The 25,444-nt window shown below is 65.1% G+C and carries 27 protein-coding genes; 15 read left to right on the top strand and 12 right to left on the bottom strand.

Annotation, left to right across the window (positions count from 1 at the left end; genetic code table 11):
* Nucleotides 1-53: 53 nt before the first annotated feature.
* Nucleotides 54-878, bottom strand: coding sequence for a diaminopimelate epimerase (gene dapF / locus F9K20_RS01245; RefSeq protein ID WP_290996999.1), 825 nt, complete (start codon nucleotides 876-878; stop codon nucleotides 54-56).
* Between the two features lie 87 nt (nucleotides 879-965).
* Between dapF and F9K20_RS01240 the strand changes: the two genes are divergently transcribed.
* The 5 genes from F9K20_RS01240 to rimM all read left to right on the top strand — a co-directional run bounded on the left by F9K20_RS01240 (nucleotide 966) and on the right by rimM (nucleotide 5,675).
* Nucleotides 966-2,126 carry a PQQ-dependent sugar dehydrogenase gene (locus tag F9K20_RS01240; protein WP_290996998.1) on the top strand — a complete coding sequence of 387 codons (1,161 nt, stop codon included), beginning with the start codon at nucleotides 966-968 and terminating at the stop codon, nucleotides 2,124-2,126.
* Between the two features lie 522 nt (nucleotides 2,127-2,648).
* Nucleotides 2,649-4,232, top strand: coding sequence for a signal recognition particle protein (ffh, locus tag F9K20_RS01235; protein ID WP_290996997.1), 1,584 nt, complete (start codon nucleotides 2,649-2,651; stop codon nucleotides 4,230-4,232).
* Nucleotides 4,233-4,266: 34 nt separating this feature from the next.
* Nucleotides 4,267-4,644, top strand: a complete 378-nt coding sequence (gene rpsP, locus F9K20_RS01230) for a 30S ribosomal protein S16 (protein WP_290996996.1) — start codon at nucleotides 4,267-4,269, stop codon at nucleotides 4,642-4,644.
* A 117-nt stretch (nucleotides 4,645-4,761) separates the two neighbouring features.
* A complete protein-coding gene (locus F9K20_RS01225; protein ID WP_290996995.1) occupies nucleotides 4,762-5,121 on the top strand; it encodes a hypothetical protein in 360 nt (119 codons plus the stop codon).
* A 20-nt stretch (nucleotides 5,122-5,141) separates the two neighbouring features.
* Entirely contained in the window at nucleotides 5,142-5,675 is a 534-nt protein-coding gene (gene rimM / locus F9K20_RS01220) for a ribosome maturation factor RimM (protein WP_290996994.1), read from the top strand.
* Here rimM and F9K20_RS01215 read toward each other — a convergent pair.
* A complete protein-coding gene (locus F9K20_RS01215; protein ID WP_290996993.1) occupies nucleotides 5,672-6,907 on the bottom strand; it encodes an FAD-dependent monooxygenase in 1,236 nt (411 codons plus the stop codon). The genes rimM and F9K20_RS01215 overlap by 4 nt on opposite strands.
* A gap of 107 nt (nucleotides 6,908-7,014) precedes the next feature.
* Here F9K20_RS01215 and tesB point away from each other — a divergent pair, with 107 nt between their 5' ends.
* From tesB to F9K20_RS01200, 3 genes are all read left to right on the top strand, one after another.
* Entirely contained in the window at nucleotides 7,015-7,914 is a 900-nt protein-coding gene (tesB, locus tag F9K20_RS01210) for an acyl-CoA thioesterase II (RefSeq protein ID WP_290996992.1), read from the top strand.
* Nucleotides 7,915-8,154: 240 nt separating this feature from the next.
* Entirely contained in the window at nucleotides 8,155-8,493 is a 339-nt protein-coding gene (locus tag F9K20_RS01205) for a P-II family nitrogen regulator (protein WP_072371748.1), read from the top strand.
* A 61-nt stretch (nucleotides 8,494-8,554) separates the two neighbouring features.
* Nucleotides 8,555-9,874 carry an ammonium transporter gene (locus F9K20_RS01200; RefSeq protein WP_367115811.1) on the top strand — a complete coding sequence of 440 codons (1,320 nt, stop codon included), beginning with the start codon at nucleotides 8,555-8,557 and terminating at the stop codon, nucleotides 9,872-9,874.
* 129 nt (nucleotides 9,875-10,003) lie between these two features.
* On the opposite strand, the gene F9K20_RS01195 is transcribed toward F9K20_RS01200, so the two are convergent.
* Nucleotides 10,004-10,525, bottom strand: coding sequence for a L,D-transpeptidase family protein (locus tag F9K20_RS01195; protein WP_290996991.1), 522 nt, complete (start codon nucleotides 10,523-10,525; stop codon nucleotides 10,004-10,006).
* A gap of 143 nt (nucleotides 10,526-10,668) precedes the next feature.
* Here F9K20_RS01195 and F9K20_RS01190 point away from each other — a divergent pair, with 143 nt between their 5' ends.
* Both F9K20_RS01190 and F9K20_RS01185 read left to right on the top strand, forming a co-directional pair.
* Complete coding sequence (locus tag F9K20_RS01190) at nucleotides 10,669-11,355, top strand: response regulator transcription factor (RefSeq protein ID WP_290996990.1); 687 nt, start codon at nucleotides 10,669-10,671, stop codon at nucleotides 11,353-11,355.
* Nucleotides 11,356-11,544: 189 nt separating this feature from the next.
* A complete protein-coding gene (locus F9K20_RS01185) occupies nucleotides 11,545-12,036 on the top strand; it encodes a cyclic nucleotide-binding domain-containing protein (RefSeq protein ID WP_290996989.1) in 492 nt (163 codons plus the stop codon).
* Between the two features lie 299 nt (nucleotides 12,037-12,335).
* Here the strand turns inward: F9K20_RS01185 and F9K20_RS01180 are convergent, their stop codons facing one another.
* The 4 genes from F9K20_RS01180 to F9K20_RS01165 all read right to left on the bottom strand — a co-directional run bounded on the left by F9K20_RS01180 (nucleotide 12,336) and on the right by F9K20_RS01165 (nucleotide 17,359).
* Entirely contained in the window at nucleotides 12,336-13,070 is a 735-nt protein-coding gene (locus F9K20_RS01180) for an outer-membrane lipoprotein carrier protein LolA (RefSeq protein ID WP_290996988.1), read from the bottom strand.
* Nucleotides 13,071-13,244: 174 nt separating this feature from the next.
* The gene (locus F9K20_RS01175) at nucleotides 13,245-15,815 is read right to left on the bottom strand and encodes a DNA translocase FtsK 4TM domain-containing protein (RefSeq protein ID WP_290996987.1); all 2,571 of its coding nucleotides are present in this window, start codon (nucleotides 15,813-15,815) and stop codon (nucleotides 13,245-13,247) included.
* A 15-nt stretch (nucleotides 15,816-15,830) separates the two neighbouring features.
* A complete protein-coding gene (locus F9K20_RS01170; RefSeq protein ID WP_290996986.1) occupies nucleotides 15,831-17,063 on the bottom strand; it encodes an aminotransferase class I/II-fold pyridoxal phosphate-dependent enzyme in 1,233 nt (410 codons plus the stop codon).
* A 167-nt stretch (nucleotides 17,064-17,230) separates the two neighbouring features.
* Nucleotides 17,231-17,359, bottom strand: coding sequence for a hypothetical protein (locus F9K20_RS01165; RefSeq protein WP_290996985.1), 129 nt, complete (start codon nucleotides 17,357-17,359; stop codon nucleotides 17,231-17,233).
* A gap of 177 nt (nucleotides 17,360-17,536) precedes the next feature.
* Between F9K20_RS01165 and F9K20_RS01160 the strand changes: the two genes are divergently transcribed.
* Genes F9K20_RS01160 through F9K20_RS01150 form a run of 3 tightly spaced genes read left to right on the top strand, consistent with a single transcriptional unit; the run spans nucleotide 17,537 to nucleotide 19,042 of the window.
* Entirely contained in the window at nucleotides 17,537-17,968 is a 432-nt protein-coding gene (locus F9K20_RS01160; protein WP_290996984.1) for a hypothetical protein, read from the top strand.
* 20 nt (nucleotides 17,969-17,988) lie between these two features.
* Nucleotides 17,989-18,594 carry a 3-isopropylmalate dehydratase small subunit gene (gene leuD, locus F9K20_RS01155; RefSeq protein ID WP_290996983.1) on the top strand — a complete coding sequence of 202 codons (606 nt, stop codon included), beginning with the start codon at nucleotides 17,989-17,991 and terminating at the stop codon, nucleotides 18,592-18,594.
* A gap of 52 nt (nucleotides 18,595-18,646) precedes the next feature.
* On the top strand, nucleotides 18,647-19,042 hold the full coding sequence (locus F9K20_RS01150) for a VOC family protein (RefSeq protein WP_290996982.1): 396 nt from the start codon (nucleotides 18,647-18,649) through the stop codon (nucleotides 19,040-19,042).
* A gap of 25 nt (nucleotides 19,043-19,067) precedes the next feature.
* Here the strand turns inward: F9K20_RS01150 and F9K20_RS01145 are convergent, their stop codons facing one another.
* A complete protein-coding gene (locus F9K20_RS01145; RefSeq protein ID WP_290996981.1) occupies nucleotides 19,068-19,325 on the bottom strand; it encodes a hypothetical protein in 258 nt (85 codons plus the stop codon).
* Nucleotides 19,326-19,504: 179 nt separating this feature from the next.
* Entirely contained in the window at nucleotides 19,505-19,945 is a 441-nt protein-coding gene (locus F9K20_RS01140) for a DUF2244 domain-containing protein (RefSeq protein ID WP_290996980.1), read from the bottom strand.
* 126 nt (nucleotides 19,946-20,071) lie between these two features.
* Between F9K20_RS01140 and nth the strand changes: the two genes are divergently transcribed.
* The gene (nth, locus tag F9K20_RS01135; protein ID WP_290996979.1) at nucleotides 20,072-20,815 is read left to right on the top strand and encodes an endonuclease III; all 744 of its coding nucleotides are present in this window, start codon (nucleotides 20,072-20,074) and stop codon (nucleotides 20,813-20,815) included.
* Nucleotides 20,816-21,073: 258 nt separating this feature from the next.
* A complete protein-coding gene (locus F9K20_RS01130) occupies nucleotides 21,074-22,879 on the top strand; it encodes an EAL domain-containing protein (RefSeq protein ID WP_290996978.1) in 1,806 nt (601 codons plus the stop codon).
* Nucleotides 22,880-23,238: 359 nt separating this feature from the next.
* Here F9K20_RS01130 and hisF read toward each other — a convergent pair whose 3' ends face one another.
* The 3 genes from hisF to hisA are packed head-to-tail and all read right to left on the bottom strand — an operon-like array spanning nucleotide 23,239 to nucleotide 25,363.
* Nucleotides 23,239-24,015 (bottom strand): imidazole glycerol phosphate synthase subunit HisF, encoded by a 777-nt coding sequence (hisF, locus tag F9K20_RS01125; RefSeq protein ID WP_290996977.1) that lies wholly within the window; start codon nucleotides 24,013-24,015, stop codon nucleotides 23,239-23,241.
* Nucleotides 24,009-24,635, bottom strand: coding sequence for a Uma2 family endonuclease (locus tag F9K20_RS01120; RefSeq protein WP_290996976.1), 627 nt, complete (start codon nucleotides 24,633-24,635; stop codon nucleotides 24,009-24,011). Before F9K20_RS01120 ends, hisF begins: the two co-directional genes overlap by 7 nt.
* Complete coding sequence (gene hisA, locus F9K20_RS01115) at nucleotides 24,632-25,363, bottom strand: 1-(5-phosphoribosyl)-5-[(5-phosphoribosylamino)methylideneamino]imidazole-4-carboxamide isomerase (protein ID WP_290996975.1); 732 nt, start codon at nucleotides 25,361-25,363, stop codon at nucleotides 24,632-24,634. The genes F9K20_RS01120 and hisA overlap by 4 nt, the downstream gene beginning before the upstream one ends.
* Nucleotides 25,364-25,444 lie beyond the last annotated feature (81 nt).

Genomic DNA, 25,444 nt, shown 5'->3' with positions numbered 1-25,444 from the left:
AGATCGAGAAATTCGCGCGGTCCCGGGCCGCTTAACGATGGCGAATTTCTCGATCATCGCACTAGAGTATCCGGCGCCAGCGTGCCTTCAAACTCGAGTTCGGCCGGGCCGCACATCAAGATGTGGTCGTTATCGGCCCATTCGATGGATAGCACCCCGCCAGGCAGTTCTACGGTGACCTTGCGATCGGTCAAGCCTTTGCGCGCTGCAGCAACTGCAGCGGCGCAGGCGGCCGTACCGCAGGCTTTGGTGAGGCCTGCGCCGCGCTCCCAGGTGCGCAGCCGCAGGCCATTACGGGATGTGACCTGCGCCAGTGAAATATTGGCCCGCTCGGGAAAGATCGGATGATTCTCGAGCAGCGGTCCGAAACGCCCCAAATCGTGGGCATAGACGTCGTCTACCCAGAAGATGGCGTGCGGATTGCCGACGTTTACCACAGACGGCGAATGCAGCACCGGAGCGTCGATGGGGCCGATTTGCAGCTCGATGCCTGTCGTGTCGTGAAACGGCTCGGCGAGCGGAATGTCGTTCCAGGCGAAGCGCGGCTTGCCCATGTCGATGGTGATGTGGTCGGCGCTATCGACTTTCGCCTTGAGCAGCCCGGCACTCGTCTCGACGCTGACTTCCGAGCGGCCGGTCTCCTCCGCGGCGAGCAGCGCCACGCATCGCGTGGCGTTGCCGCAGGCGCTCACTTCCGAGCCGTCGGCATTGAAGATGCGCATGAAGACGTCGGCCTTCTGTGACGGCTCGATGACAATTACTTGATCGCATCCCACCCCCTTGGTGCGGTCGCCAAGGCGCTGCGCGTCCTCAGGGCTGAATGTGAGCGGGCGCGTGCGCGCGTCGAGCACGATGAAATCGTTCCCGAGGCCGTTCATTTTGCGAAAGGGGATCCTGGCGGCGTCCGTCATGTGTCCATATATGGCCCGAGGGCCTAAAAAGACAATCAAGCGGAGACGCGCCGGATGATCAGCAGCAGCCTACGCAGCCTCGCTTTTTCCATCATCGCGGCGGTCGGAGCGACGACAGAGCCGGTCGAAGCCGTCATCACCGACGCGCCCGCACCGGCGAAGCCGAGCAGAATCAAGGTCGAAACGTTCGCCTCGGGCCTCGATCATCCCTGGGGCATGCAGTTCTTGCCTGATGGTCGGTTGCTGGTAACCGAGCGGCTGGGGCGCATGCGGATTATCTCGAAGGACGGCAGACTCTCGCCTGCCATCTTGGATGGATTGCCGGAGGTCGCTGTGGTCGGTCAGGGTGGACTGCTCGACGTCCTGCTGGCGCCCGACTTCGAGACGAGCCACATCATCTATCTTTCGTACGGCGAGCCGCGCGGCGACGGCAAGAATGGCACCAGCGTGGCGCGCGCCAAGCTGGTGTTCGAAAGCGACGGCGCCAAGCTCGAGGATCTGAAGGTGATCTTCCGCCAGCAGCCGGCCGCCAAGAGCGGGCATCACTTCGGCTCGCGCCTCGTATGGGCCAGGGACGGCACGCTGTTCGTCACCACCGGCGAGCGCAACAGCCTGCGCGATCAGTCCCAGAACCCGGCGAATGACATCGGCAAGATTATCCGCATCAACGCCGACGGCTCCATTCCCAACGACAATCCGAAGCTGCCCGGCTGGGCGCCAGAGGTTTGGTCGATCGGCCACCGCAACGTTCAGGGCGCGGCGCTGCGCCCCGATACGGGCGAACTCTACGCCGTCGAGCACGGCGCCCGGGGCGGCGATGAGCTCAATCGCCCAGAGAAGGGCAAGAACTACGGCTGGCCGGTGATCACCTACGGCATCGACTACAGCGGCGCCAAGATCGGCGAGGGCATCACCGCCAAGGAGGGCATGGAACAGCCCCTCTATTATTGGGTCCCCTCGATCGCGACTTCGGGGCTGGCGTTCTATACCGGCGATTTGTTTCCCGAATGGAAAAGTAACGCCTTCGTCGGCGGGCTCAACGGCACTCAGGTGCAGCGGCTCGTTCTGGAGGGGGACAACGTCGTTGCCGCCGAGACCCTGCTCGAGGACCAGGCCAAGCGTATCCGCGACGTGCGCGCCGGCCCCGACGGCGCCCTCTGGCTGTTGACCGACGATACTGGGGAGGTGCTGCGGGTAACCCCGGCGAACGATTGAGCCTGTGACAAACGAGGCGGCCTGAGAACGGAACCCTGGCGGATGGCTGCGACTTGAGGATAATCGCGGGCACCCCCAGGCGTATCCAAAGAGCGTTCCCATGACCGACCAAGCGAGCGACTACGTCCCTATTTCTCGATCGAGCCGCCGGCTCCTTCAGCTCTCTCTCATCACGCCGCGCCCGTGCCACTGCGGCGGCTGCATCTGCCTCACCCCGCCCGAACGCCGCACCCTGCGCCGCGTGACGAAAATCGTCAGAAAATGGCGCCGCCAGGAGCGCCGCAGGGCGCGGGGCGTGGCTCAGGCGCGCGCCGAGGCCCGCAGCTCGGGGCAAGGTTGACAGGTGTGGCGGCCTAAGGGCATTGTCCGCGCCACTCACGACGGCCCTGACCACAGAGCCGCCGCCCTGCCCGCGCCGTGAAGCGTGAGGCCGGGAGGTCAACACCCGCCAGCGCGTTGCGCCCGCGGGTGCGTTTTCGTTTTGCGCAACGGGATGTCCCGGGCGCCTGGTGAAGGACGAGCATGTTCCAATCGCTGTCAGATCGCCTGTCCGGCATTCTCGACAAGCTGACGCGTCGCGGTGCGCTCACCGAGAGCGACGTCGGCGAGGCGATGCGCGAGGTGCGGCGTGCCCTGCTCGAAGCCGACGTGGCGCTCGATGTCGTGCGCGACTTCACCGACAAGGTGAAGGCCAAGGCGATTGGCCAGGAGGTGCTGCGCTCGATCACGCCCGGGCAAATGGTCATCAAGATCGTCAACGACGAGCTTGTCGCCATGTTGGGGTCCGAGGGCGCTGCGATCGATCTTCACGCCGCGCCGCCGGTCGCCATCATGATGGTAGGCCTGCAGGGCTCCGGTAAGACGACCACCACGGCCAAGATCGCCAAGCGGCTCACCGACCGCGATAAGAAGAAAGTGCTGATGGCTTCGCTCGACACGCGGCGCCCGGCAGCGCAGGAGCAGCTGCGCGTGCTCGGCGAGCAGACGAGCGTCGACACGCTGCCTATCGTCAGTGGACAGACGCCGCAGCAGATTGCCAAACGCGCGCTCGATGCAGGCAAGCTCGGCGGTTACGACGTGGTCCTGCTCGACACCGCCGGCCGCATCCACATCGACGAAGAGCTGATGCGCGAATCCGTGGAGGTGCGCGACATCGCGCATCCGCATGAAACGCTGCTCGTCGCCGACAGCCTGACCGGCCAGGACGCCGTCAACGTCGCCAAGTCGTTCGATGAGCGCATCGGCATCACCGGCATCGTGCTGACGCGCGCCGACGGCGATGCGCGCGGAGGCGCCGCGCTATCGATGCGCGCCGTCACCGGCAAGCCGATCAAGCTCCTCGGTGTCGGCGAGAAGTGGGACGCGCTGGAGGACTTCCACCCCGCCCGCGTCGCCTCGCGCATTCTCGGCATGGGCGACGTCGTCACTCTCGTCGAGAAGGCGGCGCAGACGATCGACGCCGAGAAGGCGACGAAGATCGCCGAGAAGATGAAGAAGGGCATCTTCGACCTCGACGACATGGCCGAGCAGCTGAAGCAGATGCAGCGCATCGGCGGCATGTCCGGCGTGCTCGGGATGATGCCCGGCATGGGTAAGATCAAAGCCCAGATCGCCGACGCCAATCTCGACGATGGCATCCTCAAGCGGCAGCACGCCATCATAACCTCGATGACGCCCTACGAGCGGCGCAACCCGAAGGTGCTCGACGCGCGCCGCAAGCGCCGCATCGCCGCCGGCTCCGGCACCAAGGTCGAGGAGGTGAACCGGCTCGTCAAAATGCACCGCCAGATGGCCGACATGATGAAGACGCTCGGCCGCAATAAGGGCATGCTCAACCGCCTGGTCGGCGGCGGGGGTCGCGGTGCCGCGCCGAGCGAAGCCGAAATGGCGGCGATGCAGGAAGAGCTCGCCAAGCTCGACCCGAAGGCGCTCGAGCAGCTGCCGCAAGATCTGAAGGACGCACTACCCAAAGGTCTGCCGACGAAGGGCATTCCCGGTCTGCCGGGCGGCATGATGCCGAAGCTCCCGGGCCTCGGCGGCGGCCTGCCTGGCTTGGGCGGTGGCGGCCTGCCGAAATTCCCCGGCCTGCCGGGAAAGAAGAAGTAGCTCTCAACGAAACGTCAACGAAGGAAGCAAAGCAATGTCCGTGAAGATCCGCCTGTCGCGCGGTGGCGCCAAAAAGCGCCCCTACTATTACGTTGTCGTCGCCAACACGGCCTCGCCCCGCGACGGCCGCTACATCGAGCAGGTCGGCACCTTCAACCCGATGCTCAAGAAGGACGACGAAGCGCGTGTGAAGCTGGAGCTGGAGCGCTGCAAGTACTGGCTCTCCGTTGGTGCCCAGCCGACCGACCGCGTCGCGCGCCTGCTCGACGCCGCCGGGCTGATGAAGCGCACGGCATCGAACAACCCCGAGAAGGCGAAGCCGAAGAAGAAGCGCCTCGAGCGCGAGGCGGCGCAGGCCGAGAAAGCGGCCAAGGCAGCCGAGGCGGCAGCCGCTGCCGAGCCGGCCGCGTAAGCACCCTGGCGGCTCACGCGGCTGCAATCGCCGCGTGCCGCTAACCCGGCGTTCAATCCTGCCGTGTCAGAAGCTCCTCGCGCGAGGCGCGGTGCCTCGCCCGTGGGGGGACATCGCATGCTCGAAGACGGAATCTACAACCTGCGCTTTGCGGCCACGCACGATGGCGAGCCTGAGGACGGGAGCGGTCTCGCCGTGCTGCGCGAGGGCAAGGTTCTGGGCTCGGACCCGTTAGGCGCCGTGTTCACCGGCACCTACGAGTTCGATGCGGTCCGCCAGCTCAACAAGATCCGCCTGCGTCTCGACGTTCCGCCCGACGGGGTTCTGGTCACCGGCTTCTCCGCCGGTGCGTCGGGCGCCACGCTGGACATCGTCGGCGCCTTCGCCGGCTCAGCAGCGGAGACGACCGCCTTCATCCAGATCGCCGGGGCTCCGATCGGCGTGCAGATCAGGTATCTTGGGCCGCTGCCCAGCTAAGGCACTAGCCGCATGTATCGATGACCGAAAAAGCTCAGCGCATTCTTCTCGGGCGCATCGTCGCCGCGCACGGCATCCGCGGCGACGTGGTCATCGACAGCTACACGGGCAACCCGGAGGACATTGCCGCCTACGGGCCGCTCGCGACCGAGGACGGCGCCAGGCAGCTCGACATAAATGTTGTGCGCGCGACCCCGAAGGGGGTCATCGCGCGCGTCGCCGGCGTCGCCGACCGCAATGGCGCCGAAGCGCTGAAAGGCACCGCGCTCTACGCGCTGCGCACACAGCTGCCCACCACGGGTGAAGGCGAATACTACTATGCCGATCTCGTCGGCCTGCGCGCCGAGGATACCAACGGCGAGCGCATCGGAACGGTGGTAGCCGTGCAGAACTACGGCGCCGGCGATCTGCTCGAGTTGCGCCTCGAAGGCCAGCACACAACCGAGCTCGTCCCGTTCATCGATGCTTTCGTTCCCATCGTCGATGTCGCGGCGGGGCGCGTCGTCGTAGCGATGCCGGTTTCTGCGCCCGAGGACGAAGACGACGCCAGCTAAACTTCTTCGCCCCTCAGCAGCCGCGGCACTTCACCTGTCAGGCCCGCGGCCTCGCTGACGAAGAAACGCTTAAGCGCGGGAATGCGGTCGACGACGCCGAGCCCGACCTCGCGCACCGAGCGCAGCAGCGTTGCATCGCTGGCGAAGAGTCGATTGATGCCGTCGAAGGTCGCGGCGGAAATCGCCGAGTCGAAGCGGCGCCAGCGTTCATAACGGGCGAGCGCCTGCGCGTCCCCGGCATCGAATCCGAGCCGCACGCTGTCGGCGATAACCTCCACCAGCGCGGCGACATCACGGAAGGCGAGATTCAATCCTTGCCCGGCCAGCGGATGCACGCCATGCGCCGCATCGCCGATGAGCGCGAACCGCGGCGCCACATAGCGGCGGGCAAGATGCAGCTCGAGCGGCCACGACTGCCGCGAGCCATCCAGCGCTAGGCTGCCGAGCTTGCCGCCGAAGCGCTTCTCGACCTCGGCCAGAAAGTCGGCATCATCGAGGGCCAAGATGCGCGTCGCCTCGCGCGCGTCCTCAGTCCATGTGATGCATGCGCGATTGCCGGGGAGCGGCAGGATGGCGAATGGACCGGCAGGTAGGAAGTGCTGCACGGCGCGCCCCGCGTGCGGTCGCTCGTGGCGGACGGTGGTGACGATGCCCGTCTGCGGGTAGCTCCAGCCGATGACTTTGATGCCGGCCGCCTCGCGCAAAGCCGATTTGCGTCCGTCGGCAGCGACGACAAGGGACGCCAAGATCTCTCGGCCATCGGCGAGCCGTACCCGTGCGGTGGCCTCTTCCGCGGTGAAGCCCGTCGCTTCGGCGGGGGCGAGGATCGTGATCGACGGATGCGCTTGTGTTTTCGACCGCAGGGCCGCCGTAAGCGGCTCGACAGGAACGATGTGCGTCGCCGGCTCGCCACTGTCGGTGACGTTGTCGTAGGTGAGGAGCACTGGGCGCACGCCGGCTTCGAGGCTCGAATCCGTAATGTCGATGCCTTCGACCGGCTGCGCATCGGCGGCGATTGTGGGCCAAACGCCGATCGCCTCAAGCAGATGTCTGGAGGCAGCCGACAGCGCGAAGGCGCGGGCATCGGCGCGCGCCGATGTCGATGGGATGCGATCGATCAAGGCAATCTTGAAGCCTGGGCCGAGTGCATCGCTCAGCGCACAGGCGAGCGCGAGCCCCGCAAAGCTCGCCCCGGAGATTGCGACATGGAAGTGAGCGGCTTCTTGCTGCATGTCTCGTCCGCTCATCTGCGCTAAGTTCCCCGGCTGAAGGGCGCCTCACGGCGCGCTAACCTACGCCAGCCATATCTAGCCCGCCACCTTCCACCCCGCGAGGCCCCATGCCGACCGACGACACCGCGCCGCAGAGCGCGCTCAACGCGCTGCTTGCCACGCTCGAGCTGGAACCGCTCGAGGACAATCTGTTCCGTGGCGCGCGTGGCAACGAGGGCTGGCAGCGCGTGTTCGGTGGCCAGGTGCTGGGCCAGGCACTGATGGCTGCCGCGCGCACCGTTAATGCGGGCCGCTCGGTGCATTCGCTGCACGGATACTTCCTGCTCGCCGGCGATCCGTCGCGGCCGATCGTTTACGATGTTGAGCGCATTCGTGACGGCGGCAGCTTCACGACGCGCCGCGTCAAGGCGATCCAGCACGGGCGGCCAATATTCTCTATGAGCAGCTCGTTCCATAAGTCGGAGCCTGGCTTCGACCATCAGACGCCGATGCCCGATGTCCCACCACCGGAAGAGCTACCCAACCCCAAGGACATCATTGCCCAGCTCATCGATGCATTGCCCCAGTCGATGCGCAGCTACTGGAGTCGCGAGCGCCCGATCGACACGCGTATTGTCGACGTATCACGCTATCTGACTCGCGATAAGAAGACGCCCCTGCAGCACATCTGGATCCGAGCCAACGGCGCCTTGCCTGACGATCCTGCCATACACCAGGCTGTGCTGGCATATGCATCCGACTTCACGCTGCTCGACACGGCGCTGATCGCCCACGGCAAGCTCCTGTTCGACGCCGACGTGCAGCTTGCCAGCCTCGATCACGCGCTCTGGTACCACCGGCCGTTCCGCGCCGATGAATGGCTGCTCTACGTACAGGACAGCCCCAATGCCTTCGGCGCGCGAGGGTTCTGCCGCGGCAGCATCTTTGCCCGCGATGGCACGCTGATCGCCTCTGTCGTCCAGGAAGGGCTGATGCGTCAGCGCAGCTCGTCATTTGTGCCCAATTGATAGGCACTCGGCGCCAATTGCCTAGGTAGTAGGCAGGCAAGAGAGGCATTATGGCCTCGCGCCCGAAATCTCGGCAGCGTTTCCCTTGCGAATCCAATCGGTTGCCTACGCATCACCAGATTGGCACGGGTCTTGACTCCGTCTTACACGGCAATTGCACCCGATCTTGGGGCCAATAGCCAAACAGAAGACGAAACGTTCGCTGTCTCGGCGACGGATGCGTCAGGGAGAGGGACCCGCATGAAGTTGATCACGGCAATCATCAAACCCTTCAAGCTCGAAGAGGTCCGCACTGCGCTGACCGATCTTGGCCTACAGGGAATGACGGTCACGGAAGTAAAGGGCTACGGGCGACAGAAGGGGCACACCGAGATCTATCGCGGCGCCGAGTATGCCGTGAGCTTTCTACCCAAGATCAAGGTGGAGGTCGTCGTTCCGTCGGCCCAGGTCGACAAGGCGCTGGAGGCCATCCAGCGTGCCGCCAAGACCGGCCAGATCGGCGACGGCAAGATCTTCGTCTCCCCCATAGAGCACACCGTTCGCATCCGTACTGGAGAGGCAGACGACAACGCGCTTTGAAGCGGGCTTGGTCCGTGAGGACAAGGTCCAAGTACTACTGGAAGGGAAGGGGAGTCTCAGAATGAACTTCAACGGACTGAAAAGACTGGCAGCATCCGCCTGTGCGGCCGCTGCACTATATGCGGGTTCCGCAGTGCCGACGCTGGCACAGGATGCGGCCCCGACGCTCGACACGGGCGACACGGCGTGGATGCTCGTTTCCACCGTTCTCGTTCTGATGATGTCGATTCCTGGCCTGGCGCTGTTCTACGGCGGCATGGTGCGCAAGAAGAACGTGCTGTCGGTGCTGATGGCTACGTTCGCCACGATCTGTCTTCTGTCCGTCCTTTGGATGGTCGCCGGCTACTCGCTCGCCTTCACGGCCAATGCAGATGAAGGGTACCAGGCCTATATCGGAAGTCTCGACAAGTTCCTCCTCGCCGGCGTCGGCAAGGACAGCCTGCAGGGCACCATCCCTGAGCTGGTCTTCATGTGCTTCCAGATGACCTTCGCCATCATTACGCCGGCGCTGATCATCGGCTCGATCGTCGACCGCATGAAGTTCTCGGCACTGCTGATCTTCATGGCCTGCTGGCTGTTCCTCGTCTATGTCCCGATCTGTCACTGGGTGTGGGGCGGCGGCTTCCTTGGCAGCGCCGGCGTTCTCGACTTCGCCGGCGGTACGGTCGTGCACATCAATGCCGGCATCGCCGGTCTCGTGGCTTGCCTCGTCCTCGGACGGCGCACCGGCTACGGCACCGAGAGCATGGCTCCGTTCAACCTCGTGCTGACCGTTATCGGCGCTTCGCTGCTGTGGGTCGGCTGGTTCGGCTTCAACGCCGGTTCAGCGGTCGCTGCCAACACCACCGCTGGTGTGGCGATGACCACGACGCAGGTTGCCACCGCCATGGCGGCGCTCGCTTGGATGTTCTCCGAGTGGCTCGTCCACGGAAAGCCGAGCGTGCTCGGCATTGCCTCGGGCGCGGTCGCTGGCCTCGTCGCCATCACCCCGGCCTGCGGCTTCGTCGATCCCAAGGGTGCGCTGGTCATCGGCGCAGCCGCCGGCGTCGGCTGCTACATCATGTCGACCGGCGTGAAGAAGGCTCTCGGCTATGACGACAGCCTCGACGTCTTCGGCGTCCATGCCATTGGCGGCATCATCGGTGCCATCCTGACCGGCGTGTTCGCCGTCGAGGCATACGGCGGCAAGGCCGGTCTGCTCGAGGGCAACTTCGCTCAGGTTCCCCTTCAGGTGTACGGCGTGCTCGCCACCATTGCCTGGTGCGCCATCGCCACCTTCGTCATCCTGATGGTCCTGAAGTTCACCATCGGCATTCGCGTCAGCGAGGCCGCCGAGGTCGAAGGTCTCGACGTCGCGCTGCACGGCGAGTCCGTTCAGTAGTCACCCTGCAGGCCGCGAGCCGCGCTTGCGGTTCGCGGCCTGCGTCTTCTCCCGAGCGTGCGCCTCCCCCTAGGCGTGCTCTAAACTCGGCCCGGTGCTTCGGCATTCCGGGCCGTTTTTTTGGGGGGCTCAGGGGCGAATACTCACCGAAGTGTCGCGCGAGACGGCCTGCAACAGGCGCAGCAAGTGCGGGCGCGCCAGAGCGATGCACCCCTCGGTCGGCTTCAGGCCTGCGCCCGCGACATGCATGAACACGGCGCTGCCGCGACCGCTGATGCGCGGGTGGTCGTTGTAGCCCATGGCGACGACCAGATCGTAGAGCCGGTCGCTCCGCCACATGTGCTCGGCGCTGGCAGTATAGGGATGGCGGACGGGGCGGTTGTAGTTACGATCGCCGGGGGCATCGCACCAACCATCGTGCGGGCGAATGGGCGATGTGGGCAGCCGCGTCCGCGGTCGCGGCAGCCGGTCCGGCCGATAGTGGACTGAGCGCAGCGGAAAATCGCCAATCGGGGTCGCCCCGTCGCCTTCGCGCTTACCGGCCCGCCGCCCTGTTTTCCCCAGGGCACAGGGAAATCGCAGGTTGCCAAAGGTGAGCACACCCCGCGATGCACCGGCCGATAGGCTTCTCACGACGATTTTAGGGGCCATACGTCGAATCCTGGCCTGCCTCTTCATTGGAGCTTCCCGGCGCGCGTGCTATTCGCATCCGTCAGATAGAGCCCGACGTGGGCCGCGGCCACCGATTTCGCGGCTCGGCGGGCAATGTCTGTGCGGGAGCGAAAGAGACCAAGATGAGCACTGCCCGACGCATTCTTATCGTCGATGACGACGAGGAGTTGCGCGAGACCCTGAAAGACCAACTGATCCTCCATGACGAGTTCGAGGTGCAGACGACCGGTACCGCGTCGAAAGGCATGGAACTCGCGAAGTCCGATCACTATGATCTCGTCGTCTTCGACGTGTCGCTGCCTGATATGGATGGCCGCGAGGCGGTGCGCCTGCTGCGCAGGTCCGGGTTCAAGACGCCGATCGTCATGCTGACGGGTAACGTATCCGACGCCGACCAAATCCTCGGCCTCGACGCCGGCGCCAACGACTACATCACCAAGCCATTCAAGTTCGCCGTGCTGCTGGCACGCGTCCGTGCGCAGTTGCGCCAGCACGAGCAGAGCGAGGACGCGGTGTTCGCCATCGGGCCCTACACGTTCAAGCCGGCCTCGAAGCTGCTCATCAATGACAAGGGCGCCAAGATCCGGCTCACCGAGAAGGAGACCTCGATTCTCAAGTATCTCTACCGCTCGGGCGACAAGGTCGTGTCGCGCGATACGCTGCTGCACGAGGTGTGGGGCTATAACGCCGGCGTAACGACGCACACGCTGGAGACGCACATCTATCGCTTGCGGCAGAAGATCGAGAAGGATCCCTCGAGCGCCGAGCTGCTGGTCACGGAGACCGGCGGCTACCGCCTGGTTCCCTAGGGTTTTCCACAGCGAGGTTGGACATCGTGTGGAAGCAGCCGTCACCTGTTGTGCGGCGGGCATAGCCGCTGGCCGCGAATCAACCGAAGTTGCCGGGCGTTGGACCGATCCCATCGGCTCAATCGCGGTGTGGACGGCGTGGTGACAAGTCGTGCGTTCGGAAATGCCAATCAACGCAAACGGGCGCCATTGGAACTTTTTGCCGGACACCTGGCGGTGCTGCCGCTGTTGCGTGGACTGAGCCCGCTGCAGGTCGCAGCCATCGCCCGTCGCGCCGAGCGCGTGTCCTACACCCCCGGCGCCGTGATCATCGAGGAGAACGGCATCGCCGAGGCGGCGATCCTCATCATCGCCGGCACCGCGGCGCGCGTCAGCGGACCAGAGCTCGCCGCTCGCTCCGAGCCGGTGGAGCCGGGCTCTCTGCTGGGCGAAGCCGCGATGCTGATCGAGACCACCTACGGATCGACGGTGGTTGCGCGCTCGCCGGTGCGGGCGGTGCATATCACGCGGGATGCACTGCATGAGCAGATGCTCGAAGACCCGGATCTCGCCGACCGGCTGGTGCAGAACCTTGCCAAGCGGCTGACTGCCTTCGCCGACGAGCTGCGACGGGTCGACGCACTTTTGGCGGGTGCAGCGGCCACAACGCCTCGGGCGGCGCTGCAGGCGCCGGCGGGCTAGCTTGCGAATTCCGTGCTGGGAGTACGAAAAAACGCCCAACCCCGGGGGGAGGGGTTGGGCGTCGAGAGCGCTTTCGCGCGTGGTGCCGGGAGGGAAGCCGGCACCCCAGGTGATGTCTTTCGGCTAGACGGGGGGCACTACCGATACAGGGTGACACCACCTGACTAGCTTGAGTTAAGCGCAAAGGGCTGAAGTTCAATAGAGCCGGGGGGCCGACTTCACAAAAATGTTACCAGCCGCTGAGGGGTTTTCCCCAGCCAGCTGTTGCCAAGAGTCCGAACAGCCACAGTGGGCGCCGTTCAGGGCGTGGACATTGGCCTGCCGATTGACTGAATCTTGAACAGCGAAGCGTCAATCTCGCCGCTCTTGGTGAGATCCGACACCTGGACTCGGGTGTCGAGGCCTTGGGCATCCTTGGTAACCCACTCCTTCAGCTCCAGCTCCGGCTTGGTCGACATGAAGAGCTTGATCTGGCCCGGCGTGTCGGGGTTCTTGTCCACCAGGCCGACGACGAGAAGGTCTTCCGATTCCTGTACTTCCATAATGCGCGCATCGCGCACGAGGTCGACGTCGCTGCGCAGCAGCAGGCGGAACGGGGTTTCGTCCAGCGCCACGCGGTCCTCATTGTTGAGGTCGAGATCCTGGATGGCGAGGTATTGACCGTCGGACACGACGATTTGGCGCGACGGGCGCGCATAATCAAAGCGGAACCGCCCCGGGCGTTTGACGTAGAACTTGCCTTTCATGCGCTTGTTGTCGGCACTCGTCTGCACGAAGTTGCCCTGCAACGTATTGATATCGCTGAAGTAGCCCGAGACCTTGTGGACCAGCTCGGTCTGCCGTGCATCGAGCGTAAGGCCCTCCCCGGCCTTGGCGGGGGCAACCTCGGCGCTCCAGGCCGAGCCTGAGGCGGCTGCGGCCGGCTCGGCTGGCTTGGGGGGCGTGGCCGGCGTCGGCGCCGGGACATTGAGGGGCTTCGATGCGTCCTCGCCAGCAGCACCCACCTGCGCCGTCATCAGGCTAAAGCATGCCATCGCCGCAATCGCGACTGCTCTCAGGTCCTGCATGGGCCCCCGACGTCTCCCGAATCGCTCCAAAATTGTGTCTTAGATAGAATATCCCCGTGCGCGCGGGAACTCCCACTAGCGCTCTTCGCCGAACATTACGTCTAGATGTAGGCGGGAGCCTATGCCTTGCCGGCATCCTTGTCAGCCCGCTGCGGCACGCGCTCCTGTCCCGTCGCGACCGGTGATGAGGATATCGCGCTTGCCGGTGCTGCTCGCCGGGCCGATAAGCCCTTCGCTTTCCATTCGTTCGATGAGATCTGCGGCGCGATTGTAGCCGATCGACAAGCGCCGCTGGATGTAGCTGGTTGAGGCCTTGCGATCGCGCAGCACGATGGCGACCGCCATGTCGTAGATGTCGTCCTCGCTGGCCGAGCGCGCGTCGGCGCCGGTCCCTTCAGAGGCGGCTGGCGTATCGGTGATGCCGTCGATGTAGTGCGGCGCTCCCTGGCGGCGCAGCGCCTCGGCGACACCCTCGACCTCCTCGTCGGAGACGAAGGGGCCGTGGGCGCGGATGATCTGTCCCATGCCGAGCGAATAGAGCATGTCGCCCTGGCCCAGGAGCTGCTCGGCGCCCTGCTCGTTGAGGATGGTGCGGCTGTCGATCTTGGACGCCACCTTGAAGCTGATGCGCGCCGGGAAGTTCGCCTTGATGGTGCCGGTGACGATGTCGACGGACGGGCGCTGCGTCGCCATGATCAGGTGAATTCCGGCGGCACGCGCCATCTGCGCGAGGCGCTGCACGGCCGCCTCGATCTCCTTGCCGGCGACGATCATCAGATCGGCAAACTCGTCGACGACGACGACGATGTAAGGCATCGTCTCCGCCGCCATTTCCTGCTGCTCGTAGACCGCCTCGCCGGTCGCTTCGTCGAACCCGGTCTGCACGGTGCGTGCAAGATGCTCGCCACGGCTCTGCGCCTTGCGCACGCGCGCGTTGTACGCCTCGATATTGCGCACCGACAGCGCCGCCATGCGCTTGTAGCGCTCCTCCATCTCGGCGACGACCCAGTTCAGAGCAGCGACGGCCTTGTGCGGGTCGGTGACGACGGGAGTAAGGAGGTGCGGGATGCCGTTGTAGACCGACAGCTCGAGCATCTTCGGGTCGATCATCAGCAGGCGGCAGTCCTCCGGCGAACGCCGATAGAGCAGCGACAGGATCATCGCGTTGATGCCGACTGACTTGCCGGAGCCGGTGGTGCCGGCGACAAGCAGATGCGGCATGCGCGCGAGATCGGCCACGATCGGCTCGCCGCCGATCGACTTGCCGAGCGCCATCGGCAGCGCTGCGTCGGTGGCGGTGAAGGCGTCTGCCTCGAAGATGTCGCGCAGATAGACGGTCTCGCGCCGTACGTTCGGCAGCTCGATGCCGATGACATTGCGCCCGGGCACGATGGCCGCGCGCGCCGAGGTGACGCTCAGCGAGCGCGCGATATCCTCCGCGAGCGCTACCACACGCGAGGACTTGGTGCCACGGGCGGGCTCGAGCTCGAACAGCGTGACGACGGGCCCCGGCCTGATCTCGCGCACCTCGCCCTTGATGGAGAAGTCGGCGAGCACCTCTTCCAGGAGGCGCGCGGTTCCACGCAGCACGGACTGCGTGAATGTGGGTCCCGACTTCGCCGCCGGCGGCCGGCGCAATAGGTTGAGCGAGGGGGCGCGGTAGGCGCCGACTGCGCGGATCTGTGCGATGCCCGCGAGCAGGTTGCCGCGTTTCGGCTTTTGACGCGCCGCCTCTTCTGCCGGCAATTCGATCACCTGCGGCTCTGCCGGCAGTCGCTCGACATTGGCGGGAGCGAAGCGCCGGGCAATGGCGCGGCTCTCGGCGTCGGTGCTGTCGTCAAAATCCCGGTCGCGTCCGCCGATGATCTCTTCCGGCGCCGCTGCGTTGCGGGCGGCAATGGCCTGGGCAAATGCGGCCTGTACGGCCTGCGGACGCTCGAATGCGGCTGGCCCGGGGAGGAACGGCTCGCGGCGGGCGCCATAGCTCGGATCGCCATCGGTGGCGTAGCGCGGACGCCGCGGGCTGCCGGTGGCGGGCTCGAAGGCCACGCTTGCGCGGGCGAAATACTGCCCCATCCATTCCGGCATCAGGGCGCCGCGGCGCCGCGACAGGCGATGGCTGCGCTCGATGAGCCGGTGGAGGTCATCGCGCTCGAGACCGACGCTGTAGCCCAAGAGGGCAAAGCCGCCGAGGAAGTACGCGAGGCCGGCCAGCGGCATTGCGTGGCCGGCGCCGACAAGATCGAACAGTGTCGCCGTGAGCTTATAGGCCCAGTCACCGACGATACCGCCGAAGCTGTGACCAAACGGCCAGCCCACCGAAAGCGGAAGCGCGGCAAAGCCGCCGGCGAGCAACAGCACAGCGAGTGGAAAGAGGCTGGTCTTCTTGCGGTTGGCCGAGATGCGCTCGGCGAGCATCAGCTCGAGGCCCCAGAACATGGGGGCAAGCAGTAAGAAGACGCCGGCGAACCCGAGGGTGTTGAGCAGCACGTCGGCGAAGATGGCGCCGGCCGAGCCGAGCGCGTTGGTCGCCGCGCCATCGGCGGCGTGCGTCAGGCTAGGGTCGGATTGCGACCAGGTGAGGAGGCTCGCCCAGGCAGCGGCAACGCACGCCAGGAGGAGCAGTCCTCCGGCGCGGATCAGCCATCCAATCAGCCTGTCCTCCACCGCAGACGGAAGCAGGCGTCTCGGGTCACGCGACTCGAGCGGCATCTCGAACGTACTCGGTTACGCAAGAACTACTACTAATCGTTCGAGTGCCTCGCCGACGGTCGCCGCGTCACGGACCAAAGCCAGGCGCAGATAGTTCGCCCCCGGATTGGTCCCGTCGCGTCCGGCTTGCGCCAGGAAGGCACCAGGTAGAACCTTGACACCTGCGCGTTGCCATAAGGTTACTGTTGCCTGAGCGGCGCCGCCAAAGTTGCTCACATCGAGCCATAGGAAGAACCCACCGGCCGGTCGGCGGTAACCGTACCTGCCGGCAAGGATGCGGTCGCAGATGTCGTACTTGCGGCGGTAGGCGACGCGGTTCGCCTCGACGTGCGCCTCGTCCGCCCATACGGCCGCCGAGACGTGCTGGGTCGGCCCCGGCATCTGCGGAGCCACCATGTTGCGCAGCTCGGCGAAGGTCTCGATGAAGCCCGCATCGCCGGCGCAGAACCCCGAGCGCAGCCCCGGCAGGTTCGACCGCTTCGACAGCGAGTTGAACACGACGAGATTGGCGAAGCGCTGGGGCGTCGCTGCGGCCACCTGCAGCGCGCCGGCGGGGGGTGCGTCGGAATAGATCTCCGAGTAGCACTCGTCGAAGAACAGGAGGAAGTCATAGGCGCGGGCAAGCTCGAGCGCGCGCGATATATAGCCGGGGCTCGCCACGGCACCCTGCGGGTTGGCGGGCGAGCACAGGTAGAGCGCCACGGTGCGTTCGAGCAGCGGCTTGTCGTCGGCGAGCGCGTCGAGATCGGGCAGATGTCCGGTTGCCTCGGTGGCATTGAGGTACATGGGCTCGGCGTTGGCCGCGAGGGCGCCGCCGATATAGGCGCTGTAGTACGGGTTGCACATCAGGATAGCCGGTCTGCCAGCCACCTGCGTGCGTCCGGCGGCAGGGAGCGCAGCCAGGAAAAGCCCTTCTCGCGAGCCATTTAGCGGCAAAACTTCGCGCTCCGGGTCGAGCGCGGCGGTGGCGCCATAGCGGCGCGCGGCCCAGGCGGAGATAGCTCCGCGCATCTCCGCCGTGCCGCGGATCGGGGGGTAGTGGGCGTAGCTCGGCGCCGCTTCGAGAAGCTTGTCGACGACAAACGTCGGCATCGGCTCGCGTGGCTCGCCGATGGTCAAATCGATGGGCTCGACGTGCCCCGCCGGCGTTGTGCCGAGGAGCTTACGCAGTTGCGTGAAGGGCGAGAGGACGGCGCCGTGGGCGAGGGCCGCAAGGCCAGATGGCGACGTCCCGGATGGCCAAGTCATGCGTCGGGCTCTGAAGCTCGGCACCCCGGTGCGAGATGCCGCTCGCAGCCAATAGCGGCGGCAAAGCACAGCGTCTACAGGAAGGAGCTATTCAGGGCCCTCGAGCGCAGGACAAGGCGCAGAAATCTCCGACCGCACTCGCGCCGTCGGCGGTGAGGATTTGGCGCTCAGGCGTTGGCCGTGTCGTGATCGTTCTCGACGACGGGAACGTTGCTCCCGAGACGGAGAGAGCCGGTGCAGCCGGTCACCGCGACGGTGACGGCGGCCAAAAGGACAGCAGCGAGAACTCGGTACATACGCATCTCCGCAACACGAAATGGACAGCCATTGGCGTTGCCTCGGAGGGTGAATTCTTTTGGTTAAGAAATAGTGGATGAGTGGCCGGTTCGGCACCGTTCGGCGTCCTCGCAACGCGAAATCCCCGCGCTGCGGCCGAGCGTTAGGATCGAGACGCCGTTGGAGCGCTCAACCCCTTGCCCATCGCCGACTACGCCCGCTGCCTGCTCGCCATCGCCGAGACGGTGCACTGTTGGCTCTCCTCCCTCAGCGTGCTCGACGAGGTGCGGCGGGCGCGGGTCGCCGGATACGCCGAGAAGATCGCCGCGACACTCGAACGGGCGGGGGAAGCCCTGCGCCAGCTGGAGGCGGCTCCGCGCGATCGAAGCGCGCGCCAGCGCGCCGTGCGCGAGCTCGGCCGCATCAGCGGCTATGTCGAGACCATGGTCGGCGCGCTGGAGCATCACCTTGACGGGCGCAAGCTGGCAGGAGTTAAAAGGCGGCTAGAGTTGCTTCGGCCGGGCGAGCTCCACAGAAGCGTGGTTGCCGGCCGCAAGCCCACCCACATCGATCGTCTCGCCTCGGCCGAGGGCTACTTTCGAGCGCTCGCCGACGGCCTCAGAATGTGAAAGGTACCGAAAGAGCCAGCATGGAGAAGTTCACAACCCTGACCGGAGTCGCTGCGCCGCTGCCGTTGCGCAACATCGACACCGACATGATCATCCCCAAGCAGTTCCTGAAGACGATCAAGCGCACCGGGCTCGGCAAGAGCTTGTTCTACGAAATGCGCTACGACCAGGACGGCAAGGAAGTGCCGGACTTCGTGCTCAACAAGCCGGCCTATCGCAAGGCGACGATCCTGGTCACCGGCGAGAACTTCGGCTGCGGCTCCTCGCGCGAGCACGCGCCGTGGTCGCTGCTGGACTTCGGTATCCGTTGCATCGTCGCTCCCGACTTCGCCGACATCTTCTACAACAACTGCTTCCAGAATGGCATTCTGCCGATCAAGCTGCCGCAGGCGGAAGTCGACAAGCTGATGGACGACGCGAACCGTGGCGCCAACGCGACGCTCACCGTCGATCTCGAAGCACAGGAGATTCGCGGCCCCGACGGCGGCGTCATCAAGTTCGATATCGATCCATTCCGCAAGCACTGCCTGTTGAACGGCCTCGACTCGATCGGGCTGACGTTGGAGAAGAAGCAGTCGATCGAGAAGTTCGAGCAGGCGGCAGCGGCGGCGCGTCCGTGGCTGTGAAGCGACCGCGGAGCTGAGGCAAGAAGCCCGCTGCAGGGACAGGAAAGTGCTCATGGCCAAGCCGATCCATATGATGGTGCGCGTCAAGGACGAGGCGCGAAGCGTCGACTTCTACCGCAAGGCTTTTGGTCTCGAGATCGCCGAGCGCGCCGACTTTCCGGACTTCACGCTGATCTACATGCGCGGGAACGGCTCGCCGTTCGAGGTGGAGCTGACCGTCAATAAGGGCCGCAGCGAGCCGTATACGCTCGGCGACGGCTATGGGCATCTGGCGTTCGTCGTCGACGATCTTGGCGCCGAGCACGCGCGGCTTATCTCCCTCGGGCTGGCGCCGAAGGACATCAAGCAGATGTCGCACGAGGGAAAGCCGTTCGGGACGTTCTTCTTCATCGAGGACCCCGATGGTTACAAGATCGAGGTCCTGCAGCGCGGCGGCCGCTTCGCCTAAGCGGCCGCGCGGTGTTAGGCGTCGATCACCACTCGTAGTTCGACGAGGGCTTCGGCATGCGTAGCGACTTCGGCGTGTTCTGCGGCCAACCGGCGGCGAGATTGCGCATATAGGAGGCCTCGTTCGGCTGGCACCAGATGTTGCCGTAGAAGCCGAACGGACCGTTGGTCGGCACGCAATCACTGGTTCGCGGGGCGCGATAGGCGCGGCCAGCTTCAGCGGAATGGATGCTCATCGTCAGGGCCGCCCCGACGATCAAAGCACTGGCAACGAAACGACGCATAGCTCCCTCCGGCGCATAAGCTCATGCCGACACCTCTCGCCGGCTGCCTTAAGGTTACCTGTCGGGGGTTGTTTTCCCGCTCGGCTGGGCGCGAAGGATTGAGACGAAATTCCGTCAAATTGCGCGCAGTTTCACCCAACTTGCAGCGCGTTGCACGGTGCGTTCCATGCGCCCTACGCCTATGCAGCGCGGGTGCGCGCGAGAGCGCCGGAAAGCGCGTTTGAGAAATCGCGCCGCTCGTCGTCGGTGAGGAAGCGGGCGAAGGCGAACTCGTCTCCGTGCGAGGCAAGGCGCAGGTCCGTGCGACCCTGCGGTCCCTCGGCGAGGTGCACGCGCACCCAATAGGGATTGAACGCGAAGCTTTCCGGCCTGCCGGAAGGGTGCACGCGCGTGACGGTCAGCGCCTCACGCGTCAGCTCGACCATCTCGTAGATGCGGCCTGACCGGTAGTTGAGCCTGAAGGCTATGTAGATCAGCACCACGTCGAGGCCGAAGAAGCCGAACACCGGCCAGGCGCCCATGAGCAGGAACACCATGCCGGTGATGAAGCTCACCGCCCCGATCGCCAGCATGAGGATGAGGAATCCGCGCGGCCCCAGCGAACGGTGCGGGTAGAGCACGGCACGAAAGCTTGCGCGCTCATCCTGCGCTTGTTGCGTACCGGGATTTGCACACGGTGCGATTGGCGCTTGTTTTGGCTGCCGGTTTTCGCTCATCTGAGAAGCCTAGCGCGGGGGACGGCAGTTATGAAGAGCCTTGATCGGAGCGCCAGCAGGGCCAAGCCTGGCGCGCGCAAGCGGCAATCGCCGACGGCGGTAGCGTCACGGCGCGCCGGCCGGCGCACGCGGCTGAGCAAGCCGGCCATCGCCGAGATCTTCCGGCGTTTCGAGGCCGCCGACCCACACCCCAAGAGCGAGCTCGAGTACGTCAATCCGTTCACGCTCCTTGTCGCCGTGGTGCTTTCCGCGCAGGCGACGGATGCCGGCGTGAACAAGGCGACGCGCGCGCTATTCCAGATCGCCGACACGCCTGAAAAGATGGTGCAGCTTGGCGAAGACGGCATTCGCGAGTTCGTCAAGACGATCGGCCTATATCGCAACAAGGCGCGCAATGTGCTCGAGCTATCGCGGCAGCTCGTCGCCAACCATGGTGGTAGCGTGCCGCGCGACCGGGCGGCGCTGGAGGCGCTTCCAGGGGTCGGGCGCAAGACGGCAAATGTCATCCTCAACGTCGCTTTCGGCGAGCCGACCATGGCCGTCGATACGCATGTCTTCCGCGTTGCCAACCGCACCGGGCTGTCGAGCGGACGTACGCCATTGGAGGTCGAGGAGGATCTGCTGCGCGTCGTGCCGGCCGAGTTCGCCATACATGCTCACCACTGGCTCATCCTGCATGGACGCTACGTGTGCAAGGCGCGCCGGCCGGAATGCCCACGTTGCATCATCCGCGACCTCTGCCTCTTCGAGGCGAAAACGCCGTGTGCTGAGTGAGGTAAGTACGCTGACACAAAATGTGATTGCTACACAGGATGACGGATTTCGCCGCCATTAATGATCGCACTGCGTGGCGGCAAAAAGATTCCTAAGTTTCAGCCACATACTGGATCGTCCTTGGCCACACTCGTTACCGCGGTCAGGCCGATTTGCCTGAAACGCCCAGCGTCTACTTAAGCCACCGAATACGGATGAAGCCATATCGTCCCGCCGATGGGCCACAGACGTTTGCGTTGTGGAGGGGCACTCCATTCGATGGGTAAAGAACCCGCATTTGATCGCGCCAGCCATGAGGCGGCGGATCCTTCAGATCAACTCAACGATGGTGCGCGCGCCGACCTGCTGCTGGAGCAGAAGCGGTCGCTAGAGCAACTCAACACATGGTTCGAGGTCGCGCTCAACAACATGGTGCGCGGGCTTTCCATGTTCGATGCCGACCAACGCCTCATCGTCTGCAACAAGAGCTATCGGCAGATGTATTCGCTGCCGGAAGAGCTCACGCAGCCCGGCACTCCGCTGACCGACATCGTGCGCTATCACGTGCGTCACGAGACCGGTCGCCAGGGAGCGGGGGAGGACGCCAAGTTCTCGAGGTGGCTGACCGAGCATCGGACCAAGCTCGCCGAAGGCCGCTCATTCTCGCAGATTCAGCACCTGCGCTCGGGGCGCACACTGCTCGTCACGTATCAGCCGCTCGCCGACGGCGGCTGGGTCGATATCCAGGAGGATATTACCGAGAAGCGGCGCACCGAGGAAAAAATCGAGTGGCTCGCACATCACGATGCGCTGACAGGCGTCGCCAATCGCTTCTATTTCCGAGAGACCTTCGAGCAGGCGCTCAAGGGGCTCGGCAAGGGACAATCTCTGGCACTGCATTGGCTCGACCTCGACGAGTTCAAGGAGGTCAACGACACCTATGGTCACCCGATTGGCGACGCGCTCCTGAAAGCGGTCGCTCAACGCCTGCGCGCCAGCATCCGCAAGACCGATTTCCTGGCCCGCCTGGGCGGGGATGAGTTCGCCATCATCCAAATCGGTGCGGTGCGCAGCGATCAGTGCGAACGCCTCGCCAAGCGTCTGCAAGCATCGATCAGCAAGCCCTACAACATCCTCGGTCACACGATTACGATCAGCGCCAGCCTCGGCATCGTGCGCGCGCCGGGGCACGGGCGGACGGCCGACGAGCTGCTGAAGAACGCGGACATTGCGCTCTACAGCGTCAAATCGGCGGGGCGGCGCGGATTCGAGCTCTACCGCCGCGGATGCGGACAACATATCGACGCGCAGCACCGCCTGGAGGCCGATATCCAGACGGCACTGAGCCGCGACCAATTCGAGCTGCACTACCAGCCGATCCTCAGCCTACGCACGCATCACGTGTCGAGCTGCGAGGCGTTGCTGCGCTGGCGACACCCGCGCAATGGGATGATCTCGCCTCCCGAGTTCCTGCCTCTCGCCGAGAAGACCGGCGCCATCGTCGATATCGGCCGCTGGGTGCTGGGTCAGGCGTGCCGTGATGCCACGCGCTGGGCCGACGAGCTGACCGTGACGGTGAACCTTTCGCTATTGCAGTTCGAGAGCGGTGATTTGACGAGCGTGGTGCAGAAGGCGCTGTCCGACGCGGGGTTGCCGCCATCGCGTCTCGAGCTGGAGATCAGCGAAGCGCTGCTTGAGCGCGACAAGGGCAAGATGCGCTGCACACTGGAAGAGCTGCACCGTCTCGGCGTCGGCATCACGCTCGACAATTTCGGCAAGGCGACAGGTTCGCTCAGCTCGCTGCGTTCGTTCCCCTTCGACAAGGTGAAGATCGACCGCCGACTGGTCCGCGAGGTGCCCGGCGGCGCCGACAACGCGGCGATCGTCAAGGCAGTCGCCGCGCTCGCCGAAACGCTCGGCATGGGCACGGTGGCTGAGGGCATCGAGACCCTCGATGAGTTCAACACCGTGGCGCGTGCCGGCTGCAACAAGGCGCAGGGCTTCTACATCAGCCGGCCGGTGCCGGTCGGCGAGCTCGACGCGGTACTCTCGGAGTGCGCGCTGCGCCATTCCCACGCCGCTTGAAGTCATGGTTCGTCAAATGATCGATGTTGGTGCCGACAGCGCCGCCCCACCTCGCTGTCATCCTCGGGCCATGCCGGAGGCATGCTTTCGGCATGACCCCGAGGACCCACGGTGCAGCGCATTCCCAATGTAGGGAGGAGGCGGTCGAGAGGCAAAGAAAGCCCCTCAGGCCATCTGGACCCTGGACGATCAACTCGTCGAACAATTTAAGTCCGTAGCACCGAGGTTGGCGTGACGGCTTTGGCGCCGGCGCAAATGGAGAGTTGGGTTCTCGGGACAAGCCCGCGCATGACACTTAGATTTGCGAGCGTAGCGCCTAGGCCGCCTCGACGCGCCTATCCCATTCTGCCGATGGGCCGTCAGCCGGCGGGGCGGACGGCGATGCCGGCCTCCGCCATGTGCTGCTTGGCCTCGGCAATCGAATACGTGCCGAAATGGAAGATCGACGCGGCGAGCACGGCGCTGGCGTGACCCTGCGTGATGCCCTCGACGAGGTGATCGAGCGTGCCGACGCCGCCCGAGGCAATGACCGGAATGGTCACCGCGTCGGAGACGGCACGCGTCAGCTCGAGATCAAAGCCGGCCTTGGTCCCGTCGCGGTCCATCGAGGTGAGGAGGATCTCGCCGGCGCCGAGCGCCGTCACCTCCTTGGCGAACTCGATGGCGTCTATGCCGGCCGGCGTGCGCCCGCCGTGGGTGAAGATCTCCCAGCGCGGCGGCTCGCCGGGCTGGGAGACGCGCTTGGCGTCGATGGCGACGACGATGCACTGGGCACCGAACTTCTCCGACGCCTGCTTGACGAATTGGCGGTTCTTCACCGCCGCGGTGTTGATCGACACCTTGTCGGCGCCGGCATTGAGGAGCCGACCGATGTCCTCGATCGTCCGCACGCCCCCGCCGACGGTGAGCGGCATGAAGCAGCGCTCGGCCGTCTGCTCGACGACGTGGAAAATGTTGTCGCGGTCCTCGTGGCTCGCGGTGATGTCGAGGAAGCAAAGCTCGTCCGCGCCCGCCGCGTCATACGCCGCCGCGGCTTCGACCGGGTCGCCGGCATCGATGAGGTCGACAAAGTTGACGCCCTTGACGACGCGGCCGTCCTTGACGTCGAGGCAGGGAATGATGCGTGTTTTCAGCATGGCTCAGGCGTCGGCGCGTCGGGAATGCCGCGGAAGATCGCGGCCATAGAGACTTCGATGTCGAGGCCGCTCAGCGGAATGGATGCGTCGCGGCCTTCGATCATCGCCGCATCAATGGGCCACGAGCCGTCCGGCTTCCTTGCCCACACCCAGGCACGCGGCTCGTCTTGGCCGCAGACGAGATACGTTTGTAGGGAAGGAATGGCGGTGCACTCGCGCTGTTTGGTGGTGAAATCAAGCGCGGACGTAGATGGCGACAGTACTTCTGCAATGAGGATCGGCTTTGAGGTCCAAAGCTCCGAACCACTGGGCTTCGCCTCGTCGACGACTACGTCGGGGTTCCGAACACCATTGCCCGTACGCACGGCAAAGTCGCCTACCGCAATAACATATCGATCACGGTTCAGCTGTCTCATCAGGTCATAGCTAATATTGGAGCACACCACCGCGTGCCGCCGTGTGACGTTGATCACGGTACGAGTCACCTTGCCGTTGGAAAGCTCGAAGCGGCCCGCCTCGCGCGGCTGGCGCGACGCCCACTGCAGGAAGGCATCCGGATCGGTGGGAATATCGCGGTACGGCTCCTGGCCGCGCTCTGAGAAAGTATTCGGGTCGCTCATGACTTGCTCGCGATGAGGGCGAGGGCTTGCTTGGCGTCGAGGCGGCCGTCGTAGAGCGCGCGGCCGGTGATGGCGCCTTCGAGCATAGCATACTCGGGCTTCAGCAGCGCCTTGACGTCCTCGATCGAGGCGAGCCCGCCGGAGGCTATGACGGGAATGCTGGTTGATCGCGCCAGCTTCGCCGTCGCTTCGAGATTGAGGCCCTTCAGGATGCCATCGCGCTCGATGTCGGTGTAGATGATGGCGGCGACGCCGACGTCCTCGAACCGCTTCGCCAGCTCCTCGGCGGTGAGCTCGGAGGTCTCCGCCCAGCCTTCGACCGCCACCTTGCCGCCCTTGGCGTCGATGCCGACGGCGATGCGCCCCGGGTACTCGACGCAGGCGCGGCGCACGAGCTCGGGGTCGCGCACGGCGATGGTGCCGAGGATGACGCGCTCGATGCCGCTGTCGATCCACTTCTCGATGGTCTGTATGTCGCGGATGCCGCCACCGAGCTGGGCCGGGATGGTGATCGCCTCGAGGATGGCGTCCACCGCGTCCTCGTTGACCGGCCGGCCAGCGAAGGCGCCGTTGAGATCGACGATGTGCAGGTATTTGAAACCCTGCTCCTGGAACGTCCGCGCCTGCGCCGCCGGGTCGTCGTTGAACACGGTAGCGGCGTCCATCTCGCCCAGCTTCAGGCGCACGCACTTGCCGTCTTTGAGGTCTATGGCGGGAAAGAGGATCACTGGCGCTCTCGCAATGTGCGTGTTGGTGCGAAAAGGCGGCTGCGTCATGCCAGAGCGTCACGGCGCAGCCGTGCTCCGCAC

Origin of the sequence: Hyphomicrobium sp. (genome assembly GCF_009026145.1) — a bacterium.
Taxonomy (GTDB): domain Bacteria; phylum Pseudomonadota; class Alphaproteobacteria; order Rhizobiales; family Hyphomicrobiaceae; genus Hyphomicrobium_A.
This window is presented reverse-complemented; position numbering and strand designations above follow the sequence as displayed.